Below are 18,049 nucleotides of genomic sequence, written 5' to 3'. Positions count from 1 at the left end.
CAGCCCGCCCGCCCCCCGGACCAGGAGAGCCCCGTTGAACACGTCACCGGTGAACACCGACGCCGCAGCAGACCAGCCGCACCGCTTCGACCCGGCCGGCGGCTGCCCACACGCGGACAACGCCCGGCTCCTCGCCCGCGGCGCCGTCGCGTCGGTGGTCCTGCCCGGTGACGTACAGGGCATGGCGGTCCTCGGCCACGACGCGCTCAAGGAGTTCCTCGCGCACCCGGATGTCGCGAAGAACGCCCAGCACTTCGCCGCGCTGCAGGCGGGCGAGATAGCCGACGGCTGGCCGCTGAAGACGTTCGCGACGGTGCAGGGGATGACCACCGCCGACGGCACCGACCACCGCAGGCTGCGCTCCCTGATGGGCAAGGCGTTCACCGCCCGCAGGGTGGCGGAACTCCAGCCGCGGATCATGGCTCTGACGGCCGAGCTGCTCGACGGCCTGGACCGGGCGGCCGTCGAGGGCGACGGCGTGGCGGATCTGCGCAAGCACTTCGCGCTGCCGCTGCCGATGGGGGTCATCTGTGAACTCCTGGGCGTGGACGCCGAGTACCACGACCGGCTGCACCACCTGTCGAACCAGATCGTCGCCACCGACATCGGCCCCCAAGAGGCCATGGCGGCCAACAAGGAGATGGTGGAGGTCCTCGGCGCGGTCGCCGCCGCTCGCGCCGCGAACCCGGGAGACGACCTGACCACCGCCCTGATCGCGGCCCGCGAGGAGAACGGTGACCGGCTCGGCCCGCACGAGCTGATCGGCACCCTGATGCTCACGATCATCGCCGGGCACGAGACCACGCTCAACCTCATCACCAACGCCGTACGCGCCCTGTGCACCCACCCTGAGCAGCTCGCCCTCGCCAAGTCCGGCGAGGTGAGCTGGGCGGACGTGGTGGAGGAGACCCTGCGCTGGGACAGCCCCGTCAGCTACTTCCCCTTCCGGTACCCGACCCGTGACCTCACGCTCGACGGCACCGTCATCCCCCAGGGCACCCCCGTCCTGGCCGGGTACTCGGCGGCGGGCCGTGACAAGCAGGCGCACGGCCCCGATGCCGACCGTTTCGACATCACCCGCGACAACACCGCCACCCGGCACCTCTCCCTGGGGCACGGCGCGCACTTCTGCATGGGCGCCCCGCTGGCGCGCATGGAGGCCACCATCGCCCTGGAGCAGCTCTTCACCCGCTTCCCCGGCCTCGACCTCGCTGTCCCGGAGCCGGAACTGCCCCGCCACGCCTCGTTCGTGGGGAACAGCGTGCGGAAACTTCCCGTGCGCGTGGGCGACGGGCGGGCGTAGCCGGTCAGCGGGCGGTGGCCGGGAGGCCGAGGCGGTACTCGGCACGGTCCAGCCAGCGTGTGCCGTCCCAGACGATGAGGTGTACCGCGCTGACGCGGCAGCTCAGCGGCAACAGGCCCTCCAGTTCGGTCTGCAGGGCGTCGTACGCGGCGTCCTGGGTCGCGGGGCCCTCGTCGTTCGCGATCGTCAGGTGCGGGGCGAGCGGGGGGTCGAATATCCCCCGGTAGGGCACGGCCTCCGGCCAGCGCTCGATGAGGTCCTTGGCCAGGGCCGTGACCGGGGCGTGCGGCCACGGGTCGAGATGGAGCACGCCGGGGTAGCGGGCGAACTCGGCGAAGGTCAGGGTGAAGGCGTCGTGCCCGGCGAAGAGAGCGGAGAGATCGCGGCGGGCCGCGGCGTCCAGGCGACTCTCGTGCACGAAGGGGTAGAGCACGGTCACATGGGCGGGGAACCCCGCCCGGACCAGCGGGTCGGCTTCGGGGACCTTGATGGTGAGCGCGGTGTCACCCGGTACGTCCGGCCATCCGCCCTCCGCGGACTCGCACACGGGACCCTCGTCGTCGGCATTCATCACGCGCCATGATCGCACCGGGCGGGGACCGCCCCCGTCGGCCGTAGCAGCCACCCCATGAAAAGAAGCGACGAGAAGAGACGAAGAAAGGGACTTCGAGCATGGCGAACAATGCCCTCCTCGTGATGGACGTCCAGCGCGAGATCGTGGACCTCGCCGACGACGGCTCGGGATACCTGCCGCGCCTGCGCCGTGCGATCGACGGCGCCCGCGCGGCGGACATCCCCGTGATCTACGTGGCCATCGCGTTACGGCCGGGCTGTCCGGACGTCAGCACCCGCAACAAGGCGCTCACCGCCGTGGTGCGGGCGGGCCTGCACGTCGAGGGCGAGCCCGGCACCGAGATCCATCCCGACATCGCGCCCCGGCCGGGCGACACAGTGATCACCAAGCGGCGCGGGAGCGCGTTCTCGGGAAGCGACCTGGACCTGGTGCTCAGGGCACGCGACATCGACCACCTCGTTCTCACCGGCATCGCCACCAGCGGCGTGGTCCTGCACACCGCGTGTCACGCGAACGACCGCGACCTCGGCCTCACCGTCCTGTCGGACGCCTGCCTGGACCTGGACCCCGACGTGCACGAAGTCCTGATCGGCAAACTGTTCCCGCAGTGGGCGCAGGTCGTCGCGGTCGAGGAGTGGATCAAGGCCGTCGCGCCGCGGTAGCGCTGCCCGCTCAGACCTCGGTGACGGCCGTCAGCACGACGGCCGAGTCGTCCATCGCGGTCAGGCCGTGGCGCTCGTGCGGGATGGGCGCGAACTCACCCTCGGCCAGTTCGAGCGTGTCGCTCCCCGTGGTGAGACCCACCCGGCCGCGCAGGACGAACAGGGTCGCGGCCGTAGGCGTGTCGTGCTCGCTCAGCTCGGTTCCGCCGGTGAGCACGATGAGGCTCTGCCGCAGCGGACCGTCGTGCAGGAGCAGCTCCGCGCTGCGACCGTGCGCGGCGGTGCGGGCTTTGTCGAGGTGCTCTGCGACAAGGGCGTAGAGGTCGGCCACTGTAGATCCCTTCGACGGAGAGCCAGTGCGCGTGCGAACACACCTGCCCACATGCTGTACGGGCATGCGCATGCGTTTTCCAGTGTTGCCCTTGCCCGCGTGGGCCGCATCCGGCGGCCGGAACCTGATCGACCGATGGTGGCGTCCTACCAGCCACGCGACGCTCACGGCCGGGGAGCGGGGAGACGGGGAGCCGAGTGGAGCCAATGCGCGGCGGGGTGGCGCCGAAGACGCGGATCGAGGGCCCGCGGCCAAGGCTTGGCCGCGCTGACCGGCTGCGGTGGGGAGAGACCGCGACAGGCCGGTCGCCCTGGGCACGCGGCCGGATCCTCGCCGCGCTCGCCGTCCTGACCGCCGCCCTGCTGGTCTTCCACTCCGCCGTGCCCAACACCGCCGCCCGCATCGGCAGCCTCCTTGAAACGTTCCTGCCCTGGCTCGGCCTCGCCGTTCCCCTGCTTTTCGGCTTGGCCCTGCTGCGCCGGTCCGCCCTGGCGCTGGTGGCCCTGCTGCTGCCCGTGGCCGCCTGGGCGAGCCTGTTCGCCGGGCGCACGGCGGCCGGGGACGCTGGTGGACACGACATCAGGGCCGTCCAGCACAACGTCAGCGACGTGAACGCGGACGCCGAGGGCACCGCCCGAGTCCTGAGCGACTCGGGGCCGGATCTCATCGCCCTGGAGGAGCTGACGTCGGCCGCGCTGCCGGTGTACGAGAGGGTGCTGGCGCCGGAATATCCCCACCGGGCCGTGCGGGGCACGGTCGGACTCTGGTCGAAGCACCCGCTGACGGACGTCGGGACGGTGGACATCAGACCGGAGGGTGTCGGAAAGGACTGGAACCGCGGGGTGCGGGCCACGGCCCGTACACCATGGGGAGATGTCGCGGTGTACGTCGCCCACCTGCCCTCCGTGCGCGTCCAGTGGCACGGCTTCAGCTCCGGGCGCCGGGACGAGAGCGCCGGTCTGCTGGGCGAGGCACTGGCCGCCGAGCGACTGGAGAAGGTGATCCTGCTGGGCGACCTCAACGGCACGGTGGACGACCGCGGCCTGGACCCGGTCACCACTCGGCTGGATTCGGCGGGGCGGGGCTTCGCCTTCAGCTGGCCGGCCTCCTTCCCCGTCTCCAGGATCGACCACGTCATGACCCGCTCGGCGACCGTCACCCAGGTCCGGCCACTGCCCGCCACGGGCAGCGACCATCTGCCGGTCGCCGCTGGTATCGCCTTCGATCCCTGATCGGGAGTCCCGCCGCTCCAGGCCGACCTGCGTGGTGACAGGGTGGGGCCACAACCATTCGGTGGGGGGCGTTGGGGTTGGGATATGACCTGCAAGCAGTGATCGGTGGTGAGGTGCTGCGTGCCGCGGCACGCGATCAGCCCGCCGCGCAGCTGGCTTCGATCGGTCAGGGCCTGTCCCTCATGCCGATGACCGAAGCCCTTCTCGACTACGTCGCGGACGGTGGCGACGACGGCGTACCCGGTTTCTGGCGGCTGCCGGGAGGGTTCGCGAAGACCCTCGCCGAGTGGTCGACCGCCGGACCGGTGGCCTATGCAGAGGCCGAGTACTTCGGCGGCGTGGGCGAGCAGACGGCCGTCGTCCGGGATGCGGGCGCCATCGTGCTCGGACCCCTTCACGAGCCGGAGGGTGCCCCCTCTCCGCCCACGGGCAGCCCGATCTCCCGGGCGCTGCGTCGGCTGAGCGCGGTGGCCGGTACCGGCGAGGACGAGTTCACCGCCGTGGGTCTTGGGCGGCATCGAAGCGTTGAGGGATGGGTCGCTTGAGGCTCTGAAGCTCCGTACGGGAACTGCCTGTTCGGGGTCAGGGGAGGAAGCTGACGTTCTGTGCCAGGGCGAGGCGGCCGGAGTAGTTGATGGTGTTGGTGGCCGGGCGCATGTAGGCGCGCCAGGCGTCGGAGCCGGACTCGCGGCCGCCGCCCGTCTCCTTCTCGCCACCGAACGCGCCCCCGATCTCAGCCCCGGACGTGCCGATGTTGACGTTGGCGATGCCGCAGTCCGAGCCCTCGGAGGACAGGAAGAACTCGGCCTCCTGCTGGTCGCGGGTGAAGATGCTGGAGGAGAGCCCCTGGGGAACGTCGTTGTGCAGCGCGATGGCCTCCTCCAGGGTGTCGTACGTGAGCACGTACAGAATGGGGGCGAAGGTCTCCTGGCGTACGACGTCGGTCTGGTCGTCGACGCGGACGACGACCGGTTCGGCGTAAGCGGCCCGCGGTGCCACGTCCGCGAGGCGCCTGTTGCCGCCGGCGAGGATCTTGCCTCCTTGCGCCTGGGCGCGGCTGAGCGCGTCCCGCATGCCGTCGAGGGCGGCAGCGGAGATGAGCGGACCGACGAGGGTGTTCTCGTCGAACGGGTCACCGATGGGGAGCTGGGTGTACGCGGCCGTCAGGCGCGCGACAAGGGTGTCGGCGATGTCGCGGTGGACGATGAGGCGCCTCAGCGTGGTGCACCGCTGGCCCGCCGTGCCCGCCGCGGCGAAGACGATGCCCCGCACCGCAAGGTCGAGGTCGGCCGACGGCGCCACCACCGCGGCGTTGTTGCCGCCGAGTTCGAGCAGGCTGCGTCCGAACCGTGCCGCCACCCGTGGGCCGACCTCGCGGCCCATGCGGGTGGATCCGGTGGCGCTGAGGAGCGCGACGCGCGGATCGTCGACCAGCCGCTCGCCCACCGCGCGGTCGCCGAGCAGCAGACGGTGTACGTCGCGGGGGGCACCCGTCTCCTCGGCGGCACGGGTCAGCAGCCGGTCGCAGGCCAGTGAGATCAGCGGGGTCAGCTCGGACGGCTTCCAGACCACGGTGTCACCGCAGGCCAACGCCACCGCGGTGTTCCACGACCACACCGCGGCCGGGAAGTTGAACGCGGAGATCACTCCGACGACGCCCAGCGGATGCCAGGTCTCGGCGAGACGGTGGCCGGGGCGCTCGGAGGCGATGGTGCGGCCGTAGAGCTGGCGCGAGAGACCGACGGCGAAGTCACAGATGTCGATCATCTCCTGTACCTCGCCGAGCGCCTCGGAGCGGATCTTTCCCGCCTCGATCGTGATCAGGTCGGCCAGGTCGCTCTTGTGGTCGCGCAGCAACTCGCCCAGGCGGCGCACGAGTTCACCACGGCACGGGGCCGGTGTGGTGCGCCAGGCGAGGAAGGCCTCGCGGGCCGCGGCGACGGCGTCCCCCGCATCGGTGGCGGTCGACGCGGTCAGGCCGAAGAGGTCCTCGCCCGTGATGGGCGTACGTGCCTGGAGGTCACCGCCTTCCGGGACGGTCACGCCGACACGCCGCAGGCTCGTACGGGCACGGGTACGCAGGTCGTCGGTGGTGGGCAGGGCGGTGGTCCCGGTCATGACACTCCCTGGGTGAGGTGTGCGGGTTGGGGGTGGAGGGGTCAGTGGTGTGTGCCGTCGAGGTCGAGGCCCAGTTCGCGGCCGACCTGGGCGATCGAGAGGCGCCGCTGGTGTGCGTACAGGGCGTACGGGTCGAGAACCTCGCGTTCGACGGCACCCGAGAGCCACTCGCTGTCGTACGCGGCGCCCTCCCGTTCGGTGTTCCGGGAGCCCTCGCCGCTGAGGTTGGACTGGAAGATGCCAGCGGCGGAGCGTGGCAGGAAGTCCTCGTACACGACGGGCTCGGCCCGCACCCAGCCGCGGCTCGTCAACTCGCCGAGCGTGGCGGGAGGTCGAGTGCCGTTTCGTGGCCGGTCGGGTGCGGCGTGATAGGTGAAGTACGCCAGCCCCTGTGCGCCGAGTTCGTGCTCGGTGGCCGGGACGTGCGCGGTCCACAGGGCGCGGGCCACCTCGGTGCGGTCGGCCGTGGGGCGCCGGGCGGACTCGTCGTCGACCAGGGTGAGCAGGCGGTCGTAGAGTGCGCGGCCCGCCGGGGTGAGGGCGATGCCGCGGGCCTCGACCTCGCCGAACCGTACCCGCAGGGCGCCGCGGGTCACGCTGCCGTCGGCCAGGCGCAGGGCGCGCGGTTCGGCGAGGGCGCGGAAGGACGTCTGGCGCAGCAGCAGGTCGGGCCCCTTCCAGCCGGGCGGGCCCTGGATGGCGTCGATCATCTCGATCCCGCGGCCGGTCATCCGCCGGTACAGCTCGTCGATGTCCAGGACGCGCGGGGTGAGGTGGTTGATGTGGGTGGAGCGGACACCCCCGATGTCCGCGGCCACTGCCGACACCCTCTCCAGCTCCTCGTACCACGCCCGGTCGATCGGCTCCGCGGACAACTCGAAGGCCTGAACGGCCAGACGCAGGAAACGCCCGGCATCCGCCTCGGGCAGTTCGTGTTCCGCCTCGGCCCGGTCGGCCAGGACGAGCAATTCCGGCGGGAACAGTTCGCGCCCGGCGAGGAACGTCTCAAGGCGGGAGCGCAGGTCGGCGTCGAAGAAGCGCGGGTCCGCGGGCGTGAGCAGTGAGGTGAACACCCGGAAGGGATTGCGCGCCAACTCCTGCGGGTCCACCGGACGAAAGGCCGTCGACACGACCGGCACCGCGCTCGCCGCCGCCTCCCGCAGGTCGTAGAAGCCGACCGGACGCATGCCGAGAGCGCCGAAGACCCGGGCGACGTCGCGCAGTTCGGCGGGGGTGCCGACACGGATGGCGCCGTGCCGCTCCGCGGTGACCCGGCTGATGGAGCCGAGCCGCTCGGCGTCGGCGCCCTGGGCGCGCAGGGTGTCCTCGTTCACCTCGCGTGAGACGTCCACGAGCGTGTTGTACGCCGGGACCTCACGCCCGTACATCTCCGAGAGCCGCGCGGCGAAGGCGGCCCGCAACTGCCACTGGCTGATCATGGAAGGTCTGCCTTTCGAACTGTCGAGTGCGGGGGCGGAGGGTGCGGTTTACGGCTCATACGACGTGAGCCTCGGGGCGGGGCGCGGGCCCGGTCCGGAAGCGGTCCGCGCTCATCGGGGCGATGTCGACGTACGGCTCACGTCCCTGATGGAGGTCGCGCACGATCTCGCCGACCGCCGGGGCCTGGAGGAAGCCGTGGCCCGAGAACCCGGTGGCGTACAGGAAGTTGGGGAGCTTGCCGGAGCGGCCGATCAAGGCGTTGTGATCGGGCGTGACCTCGTAGAGCCCCGCCCAGCCGCCGACGGTCGGCATCGTGGCGAGGGCGGGGGCGCGACGGCGTACGACGTCCTGGAACAGGTCGAGCCACTCCGGGGTCCAGGTGGTGTCGAAGCCGTCGGTCTGCCGGGGGTCCGCGAGGCCGAAGAGCAGCCCGTCGTCGCTGTTGTGGAAGTACGCCGACGACGTGAAGTCGATGGTGAAGGGGATGCGCGGGGCGGCCGGGGAAAGCCGTTGTGTGAAGGCGAGTTGGCGTCGTACGGGCCGCACCGGAAGGTCGACGCCGACCATGGCGCCGATCTGCTGCGACCACGCGCCCGCCGTGCAGATCACGGTGGAACAGGCGACGTCACCGCGGTCGGTGTGCACGGCACTGACGTGGTCGCCGGTCGTGTCCATACCGGTGACACGTGTGTGGGTGGCGAAGCGGACACCCGCCCGGGTCGCCGCCTCGGCGTAGCCGTGCACGACCAGGCCGGGGCGGGCGTGCCCGTCGGTGGGGGAGTGGACGGCGGCCACGAGGCCGTCGGTGCTCAGATAGGGGCACAGGCGCCGGGCCTCGGCGGCGTCGATCATGCGGCTCGGCACGCCCAGGCTGTTCTGGAGCCGCACGCTCTCGGTGAACTCCGTGACCTGTCGCTCGCCGGTGAGCAGGAAGAGGTAGCCCACGGTGTCCAGGCGGATGTCCGCGCCGGGCCGGTGCGGGAAGTCCTGATAGGCGTGCAGACTCCGCTGCCCGAGCTCGATGTTGAGCGGGTCGGAGAAGTGGGCGCGTACGCCGCCGATCGGTTTGCCTGAGCTGCCGCAGGCGAGGTCGCCGCGTTCGACGACGAGGACGTCACGCACCCCCGCCTCGGCGAGATGGAAGGCGACGGAGGCGCCCATCACGCCCCCGCCGACGATCACGACGTCGGCGGCCGGCGGGAGCATACCGAAGGCGGGGGTGGTGGAGGGGCGGGGTGCGGAGGACGGGGGCGGTGGGGAGGACGCGGACGGTGGGGTGGACGGACGCGGTGAGCGGGACACAGGGCCGATCCTTTCCAGAGGCCGGCGCCCGGACGAACCGGCCTGAGAGAGCGGCAGTTCGCGGGCCCGGCATGGCCGTCAGTAACGTGCTCGGGAAGCTCGGTGACGTGCGGGGCGCTGATCAGCTGGCTGCCCGTCATCGTGACGCACCCCCGCCATCGGCGTCCATGACCAGTTCCTGCTCCTGGTCTTCGACGGACTCTGACGGTCTCTACGCGGTCGTGTGCACGCCCGTCACTCCTGACGCAAGGACAGGACCAGATCGCGCGGCAGGCCGTGGGTGTCGTGGAGGTAGTGGAACTCCTCCTCGCCGAGCGGGCCCTGGAACCGCGGCCGGGACAGTACCTGCCGACCCCGCTCCAGGAGCCGTCGGAACCTCTGCTCCTCCCCGGTCAGAACGCGGCGCACCTCGTCAGGGTCCACGTCCTGACGGAAGTGGTCCCGGGTGTGCAGCGTCAACTCACTCGGCAAGTCGCCGAGTTGGCGGGAAGGGTCGTCCCGCCACAACACAGTGAGTACGCGTCGTACGAGTCGGCGCAGCACGTAGCCGCGTCCGGTGTTGGCGGGGCGTACCCCGTCGCCGATCACCACCATGGCCGAGCGGAGGTGGTCGCAGACCACCCGCAGCGTCGTCTCGTCCAACCGCCACAGGCCCGGCACGAGCCGACGCCAGGGATCGAAGAGGTCGCACTCGAACACCGACGTCTTCCCCTGCAGCAGCGAGGCCAGCCGTTCCAGCCCGAGCCCGGTGTCGATGTTGCGCTGGGGGAGCGGCACGAGAGACCCGTCGGGGAGCCGGCGGTGGCGCATCATCACGTGGTTCCACGTCTCCACCCAGCGGTCGTCGCCTGTCGGCGTGGACTCGGGCGGGGTCTCGCCGGTCCACAGGAAGAACTCGGAGTCGGGGCCGCACGGTCCGGTGGGCCCGTTGGACCACCAGTTGTCCTCGACGGTGAGCTCCACCGGGACTCCGCGGTCCTGCCACAGGCCGAGGGAGGCGGTGTCGGGCCCGACCTGGTGGTCGCCGCCGAAGACGGTGGTGTGGAGCGACCGCGGGTCGATGCCGAAGCCGTCGGTGAGCAGCTCGTATCCCCAGTCGAGACTCTGCTGTCCCTCGTAGTCGCCGAGCGACCAGGTGCCGAGCATCTCGAAGACGGTCAGATGAGTGGAGTCACCGACCTCGTCCAGGTCCGTGGTCCGCAGGCAGCGCTGCACGTTGACGAGACGCCTGCCGAGCGGGTGCGGCTGCCCCTCCAGGTAAGGGGTGAGCGGATGCATGCCCGAGGTGGTGAACAGCACCGGGTCGCCGGGCGGGGGCGTCAGCGTCGAGCCGGTGATCCGGCGGTGACCGCGCTCCTCGTAGTACTCGACGAATGTGCGGACGATGTCCTCGGTGGTCATGCCGTTGGTGCTCATGAGTGGCTCCTTCGCGTGCGCAGCGGGGAGGCACCGGACAGCGGGTCCGCCAGAGGAGCCGGGGCGGGAGAGCCACGAAGAAACCACCGGCGGACCGTGTCCGGTCGCCGGTGGAAAGGGAAGTACGTCAGGCGGCGGCAACCGGCGAGCTGGGCGCTCGCGCGGTCGCGGTGGTGAAGAGGCCGGTGACGTTCATATGGCCGACGGTAACGCGCGCAGATCTCGAGAGCACGCGATTTATCGCCGCGTGAGGAGCCGGCTGCGGGTGCGGTGGCCGTACGCCACGTCTGTCACGTCCGTGCCTCGCGCCGCTTTGAACCTGGGCAGCGCTGACGCGAGCATGGCCAACCAGAGCTTTCGGCTCTGTCTCACAAGGGCAGGCCACAAGGGGGAAGCGAATGCTCCGTATCCACTTCACCGATGCCGATCTCGGCCGGACGCGCGTCGCGGCCGCACCCGATCCTCTGTGGGAAATCTGCGCGAGCCTCCACCGGTTCCAGACCCGTCACGGCCGGTGGGCCTACGCAGACTGGTATCGCACCGCCCGCGCCCAAGTGCATGCGACGGGGTTCAGCCGCACCCTGCGCACTCTCCTTCTGCCCCTGGTCCCGCGGGCTGCCTACTTCCCCGATTTCCTCACCCCGCCGGAGGCGGCCGAGGGGCTCGACGCGGGTCTGGAAACCATCCTGAGCACGCCACCGCGCCGCGTCCTGGAGGAGCTGGACATCCTCGACCGTACGAGCGGGGCCCCTGCCTGGGGCGCCCGCCTGGCGGAACCGGACATGCGCAAAGAGCTGGTCCAAGCGATGCGTGCCTACTACAACGCGGTGATCGCCCCGCACCACGACCGTATCCAGGCCCGCATCGAAGCGGAGCGGCACGCGCGGGCCCGTGGCGTCGTCGACCACGGCACCGAGGGCATCCTCCAGAACCTGGGGCCGGCTCTGCAATGGCGGCGCCCCGTCCTGCACACGGTCTATCCCGAAGAGCGCATCCTGCACCTCGACGGCAGGGGGCTCCTCCTGATCCCGTCCTACTTCTGCTGGGGAAACCCGGTGACCTTCGGCGACACGGCCCTGAAACCCGTGATGATCTACGCGCTGAACCACGAGCCCCACCCGTCCGCCCTGCCGGAGGACTTCGGCACCGGGGCGCCCCTCGCCGCCCTCCTCGGCCGCACCCGGACCACCGTCTTCCGAGCAGCGACCGTGGGAGCCACCACCGGCGAACTCGCCCACGCCGCGGGGGTCTCGGCATCGTCCGCCAGCCAGCACGCCACCGCTCTGCGGGACGCCGGCCTGATCGTCAGCCACCGCGACGCCCAATCGGTGCTCCACACCCTCACTCCGCTGGGGGCCGCGCTCCTGCGCGCCAACACACCGACGCGGCGATGACCTCGTCAGCCGTCGGCCGTCACTCTCCGGCGTACGTAGTAGGCGACCGCGCCGACCCCCAGGACGAGGGCGCCGGAAACGACGGAGGAGAGCGGGAGGCTGAAGGCGAGGACCAGGCAGCCGGCCAGGCCGATGACGGGGATGGCGCGGGGCGGGCGGCCTTCGCCCGGCGTCAGGGTCCAGGCGGCGGCGTTGGCGATGGCGTAGTACGCGAGCACCCCGAACGAGGAGAAGCCGATCGCTGCACGCAGGTCGGCCAAGGCCACGAGGGTCAACACGGCGGCGCCCACGGCGAGTTCGGCCCGGTGAGGCACGTGGAACCGCGGGTGGACGGCGGCCAGCGCGTGCGGCAGATGATGGTCGCGGGCCATCGCGAGTGTGGTCCGGGAGATGCCGAGGATCAGCGCCAGCAGGGAGCCGAGCGCGGCGACGGCGGCACCGACGCGCACCACCGGCGCCAGTTCCGGTACTCCCGCCGCTCGCACCGTGTCCGTGAGCGGGGCGGTGCTCTCGGCAAGTTCACCGGAACCGAGCACGGCCAGGACGGCGAGGGCGACCGCGACGTACACGGAGAGTGTGATGCCCAACGCGAGGGGGATCGCGCGGGGAATGGTGCGCCGCGGGTCGCGGACCTCCTCGCCGAGGGTGGCGATACGCGCGTATCCGGCGAAGGCGAAGAACAACAGTCCGGCTGCTTGCAGCACACCGGCGAAGCCGGCGTCTCCACTCGGCTCCAGGCGAGTGACCTCGGCTGCCTCACTCGTGAAGGAGGCGGCCACCACTGCGGCGAGGACCGCGAGGACCAGGGCGACGATGCCGCGGGTCAGCCAGACGGTCTTCTGGATTCCCACGTAGTTGACGGCGGTCAGTGCCACCACGGCGGCGATCGCGACGGGGCGTTCATGGCCGGGCCAGGCGTAGGCACCCACGGTGAGGGCCATGGCCGCACAGGAGGCGGTCTTGCCGATGACGAAACCCCAGCCCGCGAGGTAACCCCAGAAGTCACCGAGGCGTTCACGGCCGTAGACGTAGGTGCCTCCCGAGGCGGGGTAGCGAGCCGCGAGCCGCGCCGATGAAGTGGCGTTGCAGTACGCGACCACGGCGGCGATCGCGAGGCCGACGAGCAGGCCCGAGCCCGCGGCGCGGGCGGCGGGGGCGAACGCGGCGAAGATCCCCGCGCCGATCATCGAGCCCAGGCCGATCACCACCGCGTCGGCGACCCCGAACCGTCGCTGCAACTGGGCAGCGCCCGCGGCGGAGGGGGGAGTGCTCATGAGTGTCTCCTCGGCAGTGAACGCCTGTACTGGAAGGCACACGATATTTGCTCTCGGCTTCGGCACCGGTGGAGCGATCACGCGCCGCGCCCGGTGCCGCAGCCGATACCGGCCGAAGTGGCGGGCACCCTTGGGGAGTTGCCCGACGTGGGCACCGGGGCACCAGAGCGCTCTTTCGAAGCCTCGGGGAGGCTGTGCTACCTCAAGTGCAGCTTTTCGCGGCGGCCGGACAGCATGGCGGAGCGTGGTGCGGGTGCAGGTGCAGGTGCAGGCTGTGTTCGTTACGCATGATCACCTGCTCTACGGGTGCGCTGACCGCGACCAAGCCGAGAGTGCCATGTGCGGCCTCCAGGGCGTGCCGCAGGCCCAGGAGCATGTAGAGGCTGCCGTTGTCGCACCAGGCGACCTCACTCGCGTCCAGGTGCAGATGCCGGTGGCCATCCTTCACGTGGGTGATGGCCAGATCGCACAGCACGTTCACGCTGTGCACATCGAGTTCGCCGGCCAGTGCGAAGGTGAGCGCGTCACTGCCGTCCGTGGCAGCCAGGACCCGCACGCTCAGCCGTGGTGGGTCAGCCTCGGGCTGGGTGTGGGGGGAACCTTTCGGCATGATCTGCCTTGCGTCGTGGGGCCAAAGATGTGGGCTTCACCCAGCACCCGTACAGGTGGCGTCGGTCTTTCCCGGCGGAACCGTCGGCCAGCTGATACGTGAAGTAGGTTTCCGGCAGTTGCCTGCGGGTTTCCGGGCACAGCTTACTCACGGCCCGGAGGGACGGGAAACTGTTGGCGTGCGGGAAAGGTCCGCAGTGCGGAGCGCCGGTGGAGCGAAATCGAACTACACGGCAAGGAGCGTTCGGAAATCGCTCGCACGTCCGGCAACGGACCGCCCATACGGGCGACTTACCTTCCGTCCTGACGCGGCGGCACGCCGTGAACTCGAACGCCTTCGCGTGATCGCGCGGTGTTGCGGGTCAAGGGCCCAAGACCTGAACGCTCTTGGAGCGTACGTCCGTACCTTCCAAGACGGTACGGTCGTACGCATGCCGACGGACTACTTCGCTGACGACCCGCGCACCAACCTGGAACGCATGCTCGCGGGCGACCTCTACATCGCCGACGACCCGGACATCGCTCGCGGACAACAGCGCGCCATGCGGCTCGCCGTCCGCTATCAGTCGCTCTTTCTCGAGGACTCCGGCGAAGCGCAGTCGGTCCTGGCCGAGCTGCTCGCCTCGGTGGGCGAGGGCGTAGAGGTGCGGCCGCCGCTGTACGTCGACTACGGCAGCAACATCTCCATCGGCGCCCGCACCTTCGTCAACTACCACCTCACCGCGCTGGACGTAGCCCGCATCACCATCGGCGAGGACTGTCAGATCGGCCCCAACGTCCAACTCCTCACGCCCACCCACCCCGTCGAGCCGCAGTCGAGGCGCGACAAGCTGGAGGCCGCGTTGCCCATCACGATCGGGGACAACGTCTGGCTCGGCGGCGGTGTCATCGTGTGCCCCGGCGTCACGATCGGGGACAACAGCGTCATCGGCGCGGGCGCCGTGGTCACGAAGGACGTGCCCCCCGATGTGGTCGCCGTCGGGAACCCCGCCCGGCCGATCCGCAGCCTCTAGGACCCCTCACGATGGCCACCGGGCACGCGGATCCCCGGCGGCGCGAGCGCATTCTCGCCGCCACCCTCGACCACATCGCCGACGAAGGCGTCGCCGGTGTCTCCCACCGCAAGATCGCCGCGCGTGCCGCCGTTCCGCTCGGGTCGATGACTTACCACTTCACCGGCATCGACGACCTGCTCCGCGAAGCCTTCACGCTCTTCGCCGACCACATCGCGACTGTTTTCGAACGGCACTTGGACCATGCCGACACTCCCGCGCAGGCCCGTGAGGCCGTCACCGACCTCATTCACGCACTCTCGGCAGGGACTCGGCGAGACCTGATCCTCACTCAGGAGCTCTACACTCTCGCCGCTCGGCGCCCGGAGTACCGGGAGCTGACCCGATCGTGGATGCGTCGCAGTCGTCACCTGCTGGAACGGCACTTCGACCCGGACACCGCCCGGCAGCTCGACGCGCTCATCGAGGGGCTCACGCTGCATCGAGCCCTGGATGACACCGGCACATCGCACGGTCGCGAGCTGACGCGTCAGGCGGTCGGGCGCATCACCGCCACGGCGTAGTGGCGGCCCTCAAGGCGTGGATGTCTTCATATTCCTTGACGCGAATATTCGTCATGAAGAATACTAGTCGTCATGGACGCACTCCTCTCCGCACTGGCCGACCCGGCTCGGTGGCGGCTCGTCAGCTTGCTGGCCGAGCGGCCCCGTTCGGTGGGCGTACTCGCCCAGCTCGCCGCGGCGCGCCAGCCGCAGACGACCAAGCACCTGCAGGTCCTTGAGCGCGCCGGCGTCGTCACCTCCCAGCGCACGGGCCGGCGCCGCGTCTACGCACTCAAGTCGGCTGCCCTGCGCGACCTGGCAGCTGCGCTCACCCAGCTCGCAGACGCTTCAGACCAGGACAGTGGCCCGCGCGCGACCTTCGACGCGTACGGGGCCGGCCTCGACGCCGAGAGGCTCGCCGCGCGGGAGCCGGGGTGGGCCGACGTTCGCTCGTTCAGTTTCCGCCGGTCACTGGCGGGAGACTCCGATCTGGTCTGGCGTCACCTGACCGAGGCCGCGCTGCTCGCCCGCTGGTGGACGCCCGACGATCTCCGCGTCTCCGAGCTCGTCTTCGAGGCGCGGGCCGGCGGACGGATCGTCCACGAGTACCGCGACGCCGAGGACGCCGACGGCTCCGACCTGGTCGCCGGACGCGCCGAGGGGTCCGTCGTCGAGACACGTCCCGGCGAGCACCTCGCCTACCGGCTCTCCCCCCTGCTTCCCGACGGCGGCCTTGCCTTCACCGCCCACGTCGAGTTCGGCCTGAGCCCCACCAGCACCGGGACGGACCTCGACGTCCACTGGCGGATCTCCGACAGCACGGTCGACTCCGCCGACTTCATCGCAGGCATCGAGATCGGCTTCGGCCAGAGCCTCGACAAACTCGCGGCGGCCCTCGCCGCGGGCTCGCGTGACACCTGTACAGCGGACGCCGCCATCGACTCAAGGAGCACGAAGTGACAGAGCAGACAGGGCACACCGAGCAGGCGGAGCAGACGGCAGGCCGCCGTGTCGTCACGAACATGAGCCTCTCCCTCGACGGCCACTACGCCGCGCCGGACGACCCCCTGAACATGGGCTGGGTGATGCCGTACGCCCACACCGATGTCGCCCGCGACCATCTGGCCACCCTCTGGGAGCCGGCCACGACAGCCCTGCTCGGGCGGGTCAACGCCGAGGGATTCCTCGCTTTCTGGCCCACCGTCATCGGTATGGCGGGCGCCGACCCGCGCGACGAGGCCTTCGCGAAGTGGCTCGTCGAAACCGACAAGGTGGTCCTCTCCTCCACCCTCGGCCAGGCGCCGTGGGAGCGGACGACGCTCGTCGACAAGCCGACCGCCGATGCGGTCACAGACCTCAAGTCGACCGAAGGCGGCGACATCCTGGTGCTCTCCAGCGCGAGCGTCATCAAGGCATTGCTGGCGGCCGACAAGGTCGACCGGCTGGCGCTCACCATCTTTCCGCTCTTCCTCGGGGGCGGGCCGCGTCTCTTCGACGACGGCCTGCCCGCGGGGAAATGGACGCTCGTGAGCCAGACCGCGGGTGAGCACGGCACATTGGCCCTGGTCTACGACCGGGTCCGCTGAGGCCCGCTGGACCGTGAGGGAGCGGGGCACTGCGCGGCTGATCGCACAGTGCCCCGGGGTGCGAAGTGTCAGTCCTGGTGGACGACGTTCCTGCCGGGGCCGCCGGAGAGGGTGTCCTGACCGGCGCCGCCGTACAGCTTGTCGTCGCCGCTGTTTCCGTAGATCGTGTCGCTTCCGCTGTCGCCGTACAGGGTGTCGTTGCCCTTGCCGCCGTACAGGAAGTCGTCGCCGGCCCCGCCGCGGATCGTGTCGTTGCCGTCGCCGCCGGACAGGTTCTGCCTCTCCGCGCCGCCCTGGATCACGTCGTTGCCTGCCCCGCCGTCGACGGCGCTCTCGTCGCCGTCCGCGTAGATCCTGTCGTTGTCGTCGCCGCCCTGCGCGATGCTGTCGTCCGCGGCGTGAATGGTGTCGTTGCCGCCGTCGCCGAGGACCACCCCGGCCTCACCCACGGTCAGGTTGTCGTCGCCCGCTCCTCCGATGACGGAGTTGCCGTCGACGCTGCCGGTGTGGGTGGCGGTGTCCTTGCCGAGCCCCAGGTCCGCCGAGGCGAAGTAGTACGTCTGGTCGGTGGCGTTGTCGTAGGCGATGGAGTCGTCGCCGTCGCCGAGGACCAACTTCAAGGTGGCGTACGGGTCCTGGGTCTCCAGGGTGGCGACCGTGCAGGAGACCTTGGTGCGGTCCGCGCTGTCAGGGTATGAGCAGCCTTCCCCCGCATCGACCGCTACGGCGTCGTCGATCACGTAGGTGATCTCTTCGGAACCTTCGGACATCGACGCCTTCACTGTGACCTTGTTGGTCTGACCGGAGGCGGCGGTGTAGACGATCTCGTGATGGCTCGCGCTGAGGGCGGCGGTCGCCTCGGGCGTCGCTGCCCCGGCGGGAGACGCCAGGAGGAACGGCGCTGCCAGCCCCGTACCGAGAGCCAGCGTCACTGCCGACGCGGTACGGATTACTTGGCGGCGGATGAGGTGAGAGGGCATGACAAAACCTCCGTGGGGCATACGTGGTCCTTGCAATCACGTGTGACCGCCGGGGATTGCGATTGGTTGTCATCCGGTGTGCTGGGGAAACGTGTGCTGTTTCCCGACGCATTTCGCTAAGCGCCCTCTGTTCAGGGGAGTTTGACCGCACCTCCGGGGCGCGACGATTTCCCGTAAGGCGGGATTAGGCAAAAATTCATGATGCGACGCGAGCGATCCCGGCTGGGGAGCGAAGGGGTACGGCTTCTCGCCCGGGTGGAAATTCTGGGCGAG

General features: G+C 70.4%; 18 protein-coding genes. 9 read left to right on the top strand and 9 right to left on the bottom strand.

The window, feature by feature from the left end; translation table 11 throughout:
• Positions 1-34 precede the first annotated feature (34 nt).
• Positions 35-1,303 carry a cytochrome P450 gene (locus tag AB0I94_RS22670; RefSeq protein ID WP_363311400.1) on the top strand — a complete coding sequence of 423 codons (1,269 nt, stop codon included), beginning with the start codon at positions 35-37 and terminating at the stop codon, positions 1,301-1,303.
• 4 nt (positions 1,304-1,307) lie between these two features.
• Here the strand turns inward: AB0I94_RS22670 and AB0I94_RS22665 are convergent, their stop codons facing one another.
• Positions 1,308-1,874, bottom strand: a complete 567-nt coding sequence (locus AB0I94_RS22665; RefSeq protein WP_363311399.1) for a 2'-5' RNA ligase family protein — start codon at positions 1,872-1,874, stop codon at positions 1,308-1,310.
• Positions 1,875-1,975: 101 nt separating this feature from the next.
• Here AB0I94_RS22665 and AB0I94_RS22660 point away from each other — a divergent pair, with 101 nt between their 5' ends.
• Positions 1,976-2,539 (top strand): cysteine hydrolase, encoded by a 564-nt coding sequence (locus tag AB0I94_RS22660; protein WP_363311398.1) that lies wholly within the window; start codon positions 1,976-1,978, stop codon positions 2,537-2,539.
• Between the two features lie 10 nt (positions 2,540-2,549).
• On the opposite strand, the gene AB0I94_RS22655 is transcribed toward AB0I94_RS22660, so the two are convergent.
• The gene (locus tag AB0I94_RS22655) at positions 2,550-2,870 is read right to left on the bottom strand and encodes a cupin (RefSeq protein WP_363311397.1); all 321 of its coding nucleotides are present in this window, start codon (positions 2,868-2,870) and stop codon (positions 2,550-2,552) included.
• Between the two features lie 197 nt (positions 2,871-3,067).
• Here AB0I94_RS22655 and AB0I94_RS22650 point away from each other — a divergent pair, with 197 nt between their 5' ends.
• A complete protein-coding gene (locus AB0I94_RS22650; RefSeq protein ID WP_363311396.1) occupies positions 3,068-4,102 on the top strand; it encodes an endonuclease/exonuclease/phosphatase family protein in 1,035 nt (344 codons plus the stop codon).
• 98 nt (positions 4,103-4,200) lie between these two features.
• Positions 4,201-4,647, top strand: coding sequence for a hypothetical protein (locus AB0I94_RS22645; protein ID WP_363311395.1), 447 nt, complete (start codon positions 4,201-4,203; stop codon positions 4,645-4,647).
• A 37-nt stretch (positions 4,648-4,684) separates the two neighbouring features.
• Here AB0I94_RS22645 and AB0I94_RS22640 read toward each other — a convergent pair whose 3' ends face one another.
• The 4 genes from AB0I94_RS22640 to AB0I94_RS22625 all read right to left on the bottom strand — a co-directional run bounded on the left by AB0I94_RS22640 (position 4,685) and on the right by AB0I94_RS22625 (position 10,363).
• A complete protein-coding gene (locus tag AB0I94_RS22640) occupies positions 4,685-6,220 on the bottom strand; it encodes an aldehyde dehydrogenase family protein (RefSeq protein WP_363311394.1) in 1,536 nt (511 codons plus the stop codon).
• Positions 6,221-6,261: 41 nt separating this feature from the next.
• Entirely contained in the window at positions 6,262-7,659 is a 1,398-nt protein-coding gene (locus tag AB0I94_RS22635) for a DUF1338 family protein (RefSeq protein WP_363311392.1), read from the bottom strand.
• A 55-nt stretch (positions 7,660-7,714) separates the two neighbouring features.
• Positions 7,715-8,866 carry an FAD-binding oxidoreductase gene (locus AB0I94_RS22630; protein WP_363311446.1) on the bottom strand — a complete coding sequence of 384 codons (1,152 nt, stop codon included), beginning with the start codon at positions 8,864-8,866 and terminating at the stop codon, positions 7,715-7,717.
• 330 nt (positions 8,867-9,196) lie between these two features.
• A complete protein-coding gene (locus AB0I94_RS22625; RefSeq protein WP_363311445.1) occupies positions 9,197-10,363 on the bottom strand; it encodes an alanine--tRNA ligase-related protein in 1,167 nt (388 codons plus the stop codon).
• 413 nt (positions 10,364-10,776) lie between these two features.
• Between AB0I94_RS22625 and AB0I94_RS22620 the strand changes: the two genes are divergently transcribed.
• Positions 10,777-11,772: an ArsR family transcriptional regulator gene (locus AB0I94_RS22620; RefSeq protein ID WP_363311391.1), complete on the top strand. Its 996-nt coding sequence runs from the start codon at positions 10,777-10,779 to the stop codon at positions 11,770-11,772.
• Positions 11,773-11,777: 5 nt separating this feature from the next.
• Here the strand turns inward: AB0I94_RS22620 and AB0I94_RS22615 are convergent, their stop codons facing one another.
• Both AB0I94_RS22615 and AB0I94_RS22610 read right to left on the bottom strand, forming a co-directional pair.
• On the bottom strand, positions 11,778-13,046 hold the full coding sequence (locus AB0I94_RS22615) for an APC family permease (RefSeq protein ID WP_363311390.1): 1,269 nt from the start codon (positions 13,044-13,046) through the stop codon (positions 11,778-11,780).
• Positions 13,047-13,248: 202 nt separating this feature from the next.
• Positions 13,249-13,656: an STAS domain-containing protein gene (locus tag AB0I94_RS22610; RefSeq protein ID WP_363311389.1), complete on the bottom strand. Its 408-nt coding sequence runs from the start codon at positions 13,654-13,656 to the stop codon at positions 13,249-13,251.
• 430 nt (positions 13,657-14,086) lie between these two features.
• Between AB0I94_RS22610 and AB0I94_RS22605 the strand changes: the two genes are divergently transcribed.
• The 4 genes from AB0I94_RS22605 (at position 14,087) to AB0I94_RS22590 (ending at position 16,796) form a co-directional block, all read left to right on the top strand.
• Positions 14,087-14,668 (top strand): sugar O-acetyltransferase, encoded by a 582-nt coding sequence (locus AB0I94_RS22605; RefSeq protein WP_363311388.1) that lies wholly within the window; start codon positions 14,087-14,089, stop codon positions 14,666-14,668.
• Between the two features lie 11 nt (positions 14,669-14,679).
• Positions 14,680-15,231, top strand: a complete 552-nt coding sequence (locus tag AB0I94_RS22600; RefSeq protein ID WP_363311387.1) for a TetR family transcriptional regulator — start codon at positions 14,680-14,682, stop codon at positions 15,229-15,231.
• 72 nt (positions 15,232-15,303) lie between these two features.
• Entirely contained in the window at positions 15,304-16,170 is an 867-nt protein-coding gene (locus tag AB0I94_RS22595; RefSeq protein ID WP_363311386.1) for a metalloregulator ArsR/SmtB family transcription factor, read from the top strand.
• 62 nt (positions 16,171-16,232) lie between these two features.
• Positions 16,233-16,796, top strand: a complete 564-nt coding sequence (locus tag AB0I94_RS22590; protein ID WP_363311444.1) for a dihydrofolate reductase family protein — start codon at positions 16,233-16,235, stop codon at positions 16,794-16,796.
• A 68-nt stretch (positions 16,797-16,864) separates the two neighbouring features.
• On the opposite strand, the gene AB0I94_RS22585 is transcribed toward AB0I94_RS22590, so the two are convergent.
• On the bottom strand, positions 16,865-17,776 hold the full coding sequence (locus tag AB0I94_RS22585) for a calcium-binding protein (RefSeq protein ID WP_363311385.1): 912 nt from the start codon (positions 17,774-17,776) through the stop codon (positions 16,865-16,867).
• Positions 17,777-18,049 lie beyond the last annotated feature (273 nt).

Origin of the sequence: Streptomyces sp. NPDC050147, from assembly GCF_040660195.1 — a bacterium.
Classification (GTDB): domain Bacteria; phylum Actinomycetota; class Actinomycetes; order Streptomycetales; family Streptomycetaceae; genus Streptomyces.
Note: the sequence above shows the minus strand (reverse complement) of the source record. Positions and strands in the feature narration are given on the sequence as shown.

Coding starts and splice junctions, on each gene's coding strand:
- AB0I94_RS22665 (WP_363311399.1), bottom strand. CDS start 1,874: ATGAATGCCGACGACGAGGGTCCCGTGTGCGAGTCCGCGGAGGGCGGA.
- AB0I94_RS22660 (WP_363311398.1), top strand. CDS start 1,976: ATGGCGAACAATGCCCTCCTCGTGATGGACGTCCAGCGCGAGATCGTG.
- AB0I94_RS22640 (WP_363311394.1), bottom strand. CDS start 6,220: ATGACCGGGACCACCGCCCTGCCCACCACCGACGACCTGCGTACCCGT.
- AB0I94_RS22635 (WP_363311392.1), bottom strand. CDS start 7,659: ATGATCAGCCAGTGGCAGTTGCGGGCCGCCTTCGCCGCGCGGCTCTCG.
- AB0I94_RS22630 (WP_363311446.1), bottom strand. CDS start 8,866: ATGCTCCCGCCGGCCGCCGACGTCGTGATCGTCGGCGGGGGCGTGATG.
- AB0I94_RS22625 (WP_363311445.1), bottom strand. CDS start 10,363: ATGACCACCGAGGACATCGTCCGCACATTCGTCGAGTACTACGAGGAG.
- AB0I94_RS22620 (WP_363311391.1), top strand. CDS start 10,777: ATGCTCCGTATCCACTTCACCGATGCCGATCTCGGCCGGACGCGCGTC.
- AB0I94_RS22615 (WP_363311390.1), bottom strand. CDS start 13,046: ATGAGCACTCCCCCCTCCGCCGCGGGCGCTGCCCAGTTGCAGCGACGG.
- AB0I94_RS22610 (WP_363311389.1), bottom strand. CDS start 13,656: ATGCCGAAAGGTTCCCCCCACACCCAGCCCGAGGCTGACCCACCACGG.
- AB0I94_RS22605 (WP_363311388.1), top strand. CDS start 14,087: ATGCCGACGGACTACTTCGCTGACGACCCGCGCACCAACCTGGAACGC.
- AB0I94_RS22600 (WP_363311387.1), top strand. CDS start 14,680: ATGGCCACCGGGCACGCGGATCCCCGGCGGCGCGAGCGCATTCTCGCC.
- AB0I94_RS22595 (WP_363311386.1), top strand. CDS start 15,304: ATGGACGCACTCCTCTCCGCACTGGCCGACCCGGCTCGGTGGCGGCTC.
- AB0I94_RS22590 (WP_363311444.1), top strand. CDS start 16,233: ATGAGCCTCTCCCTCGACGGCCACTACGCCGCGCCGGACGACCCCCTG.
- AB0I94_RS22585 (WP_363311385.1), bottom strand. CDS start 17,776: ATGCCCTCTCACCTCATCCGCCGCCAAGTAATCCGTACCGCGTCGGCA.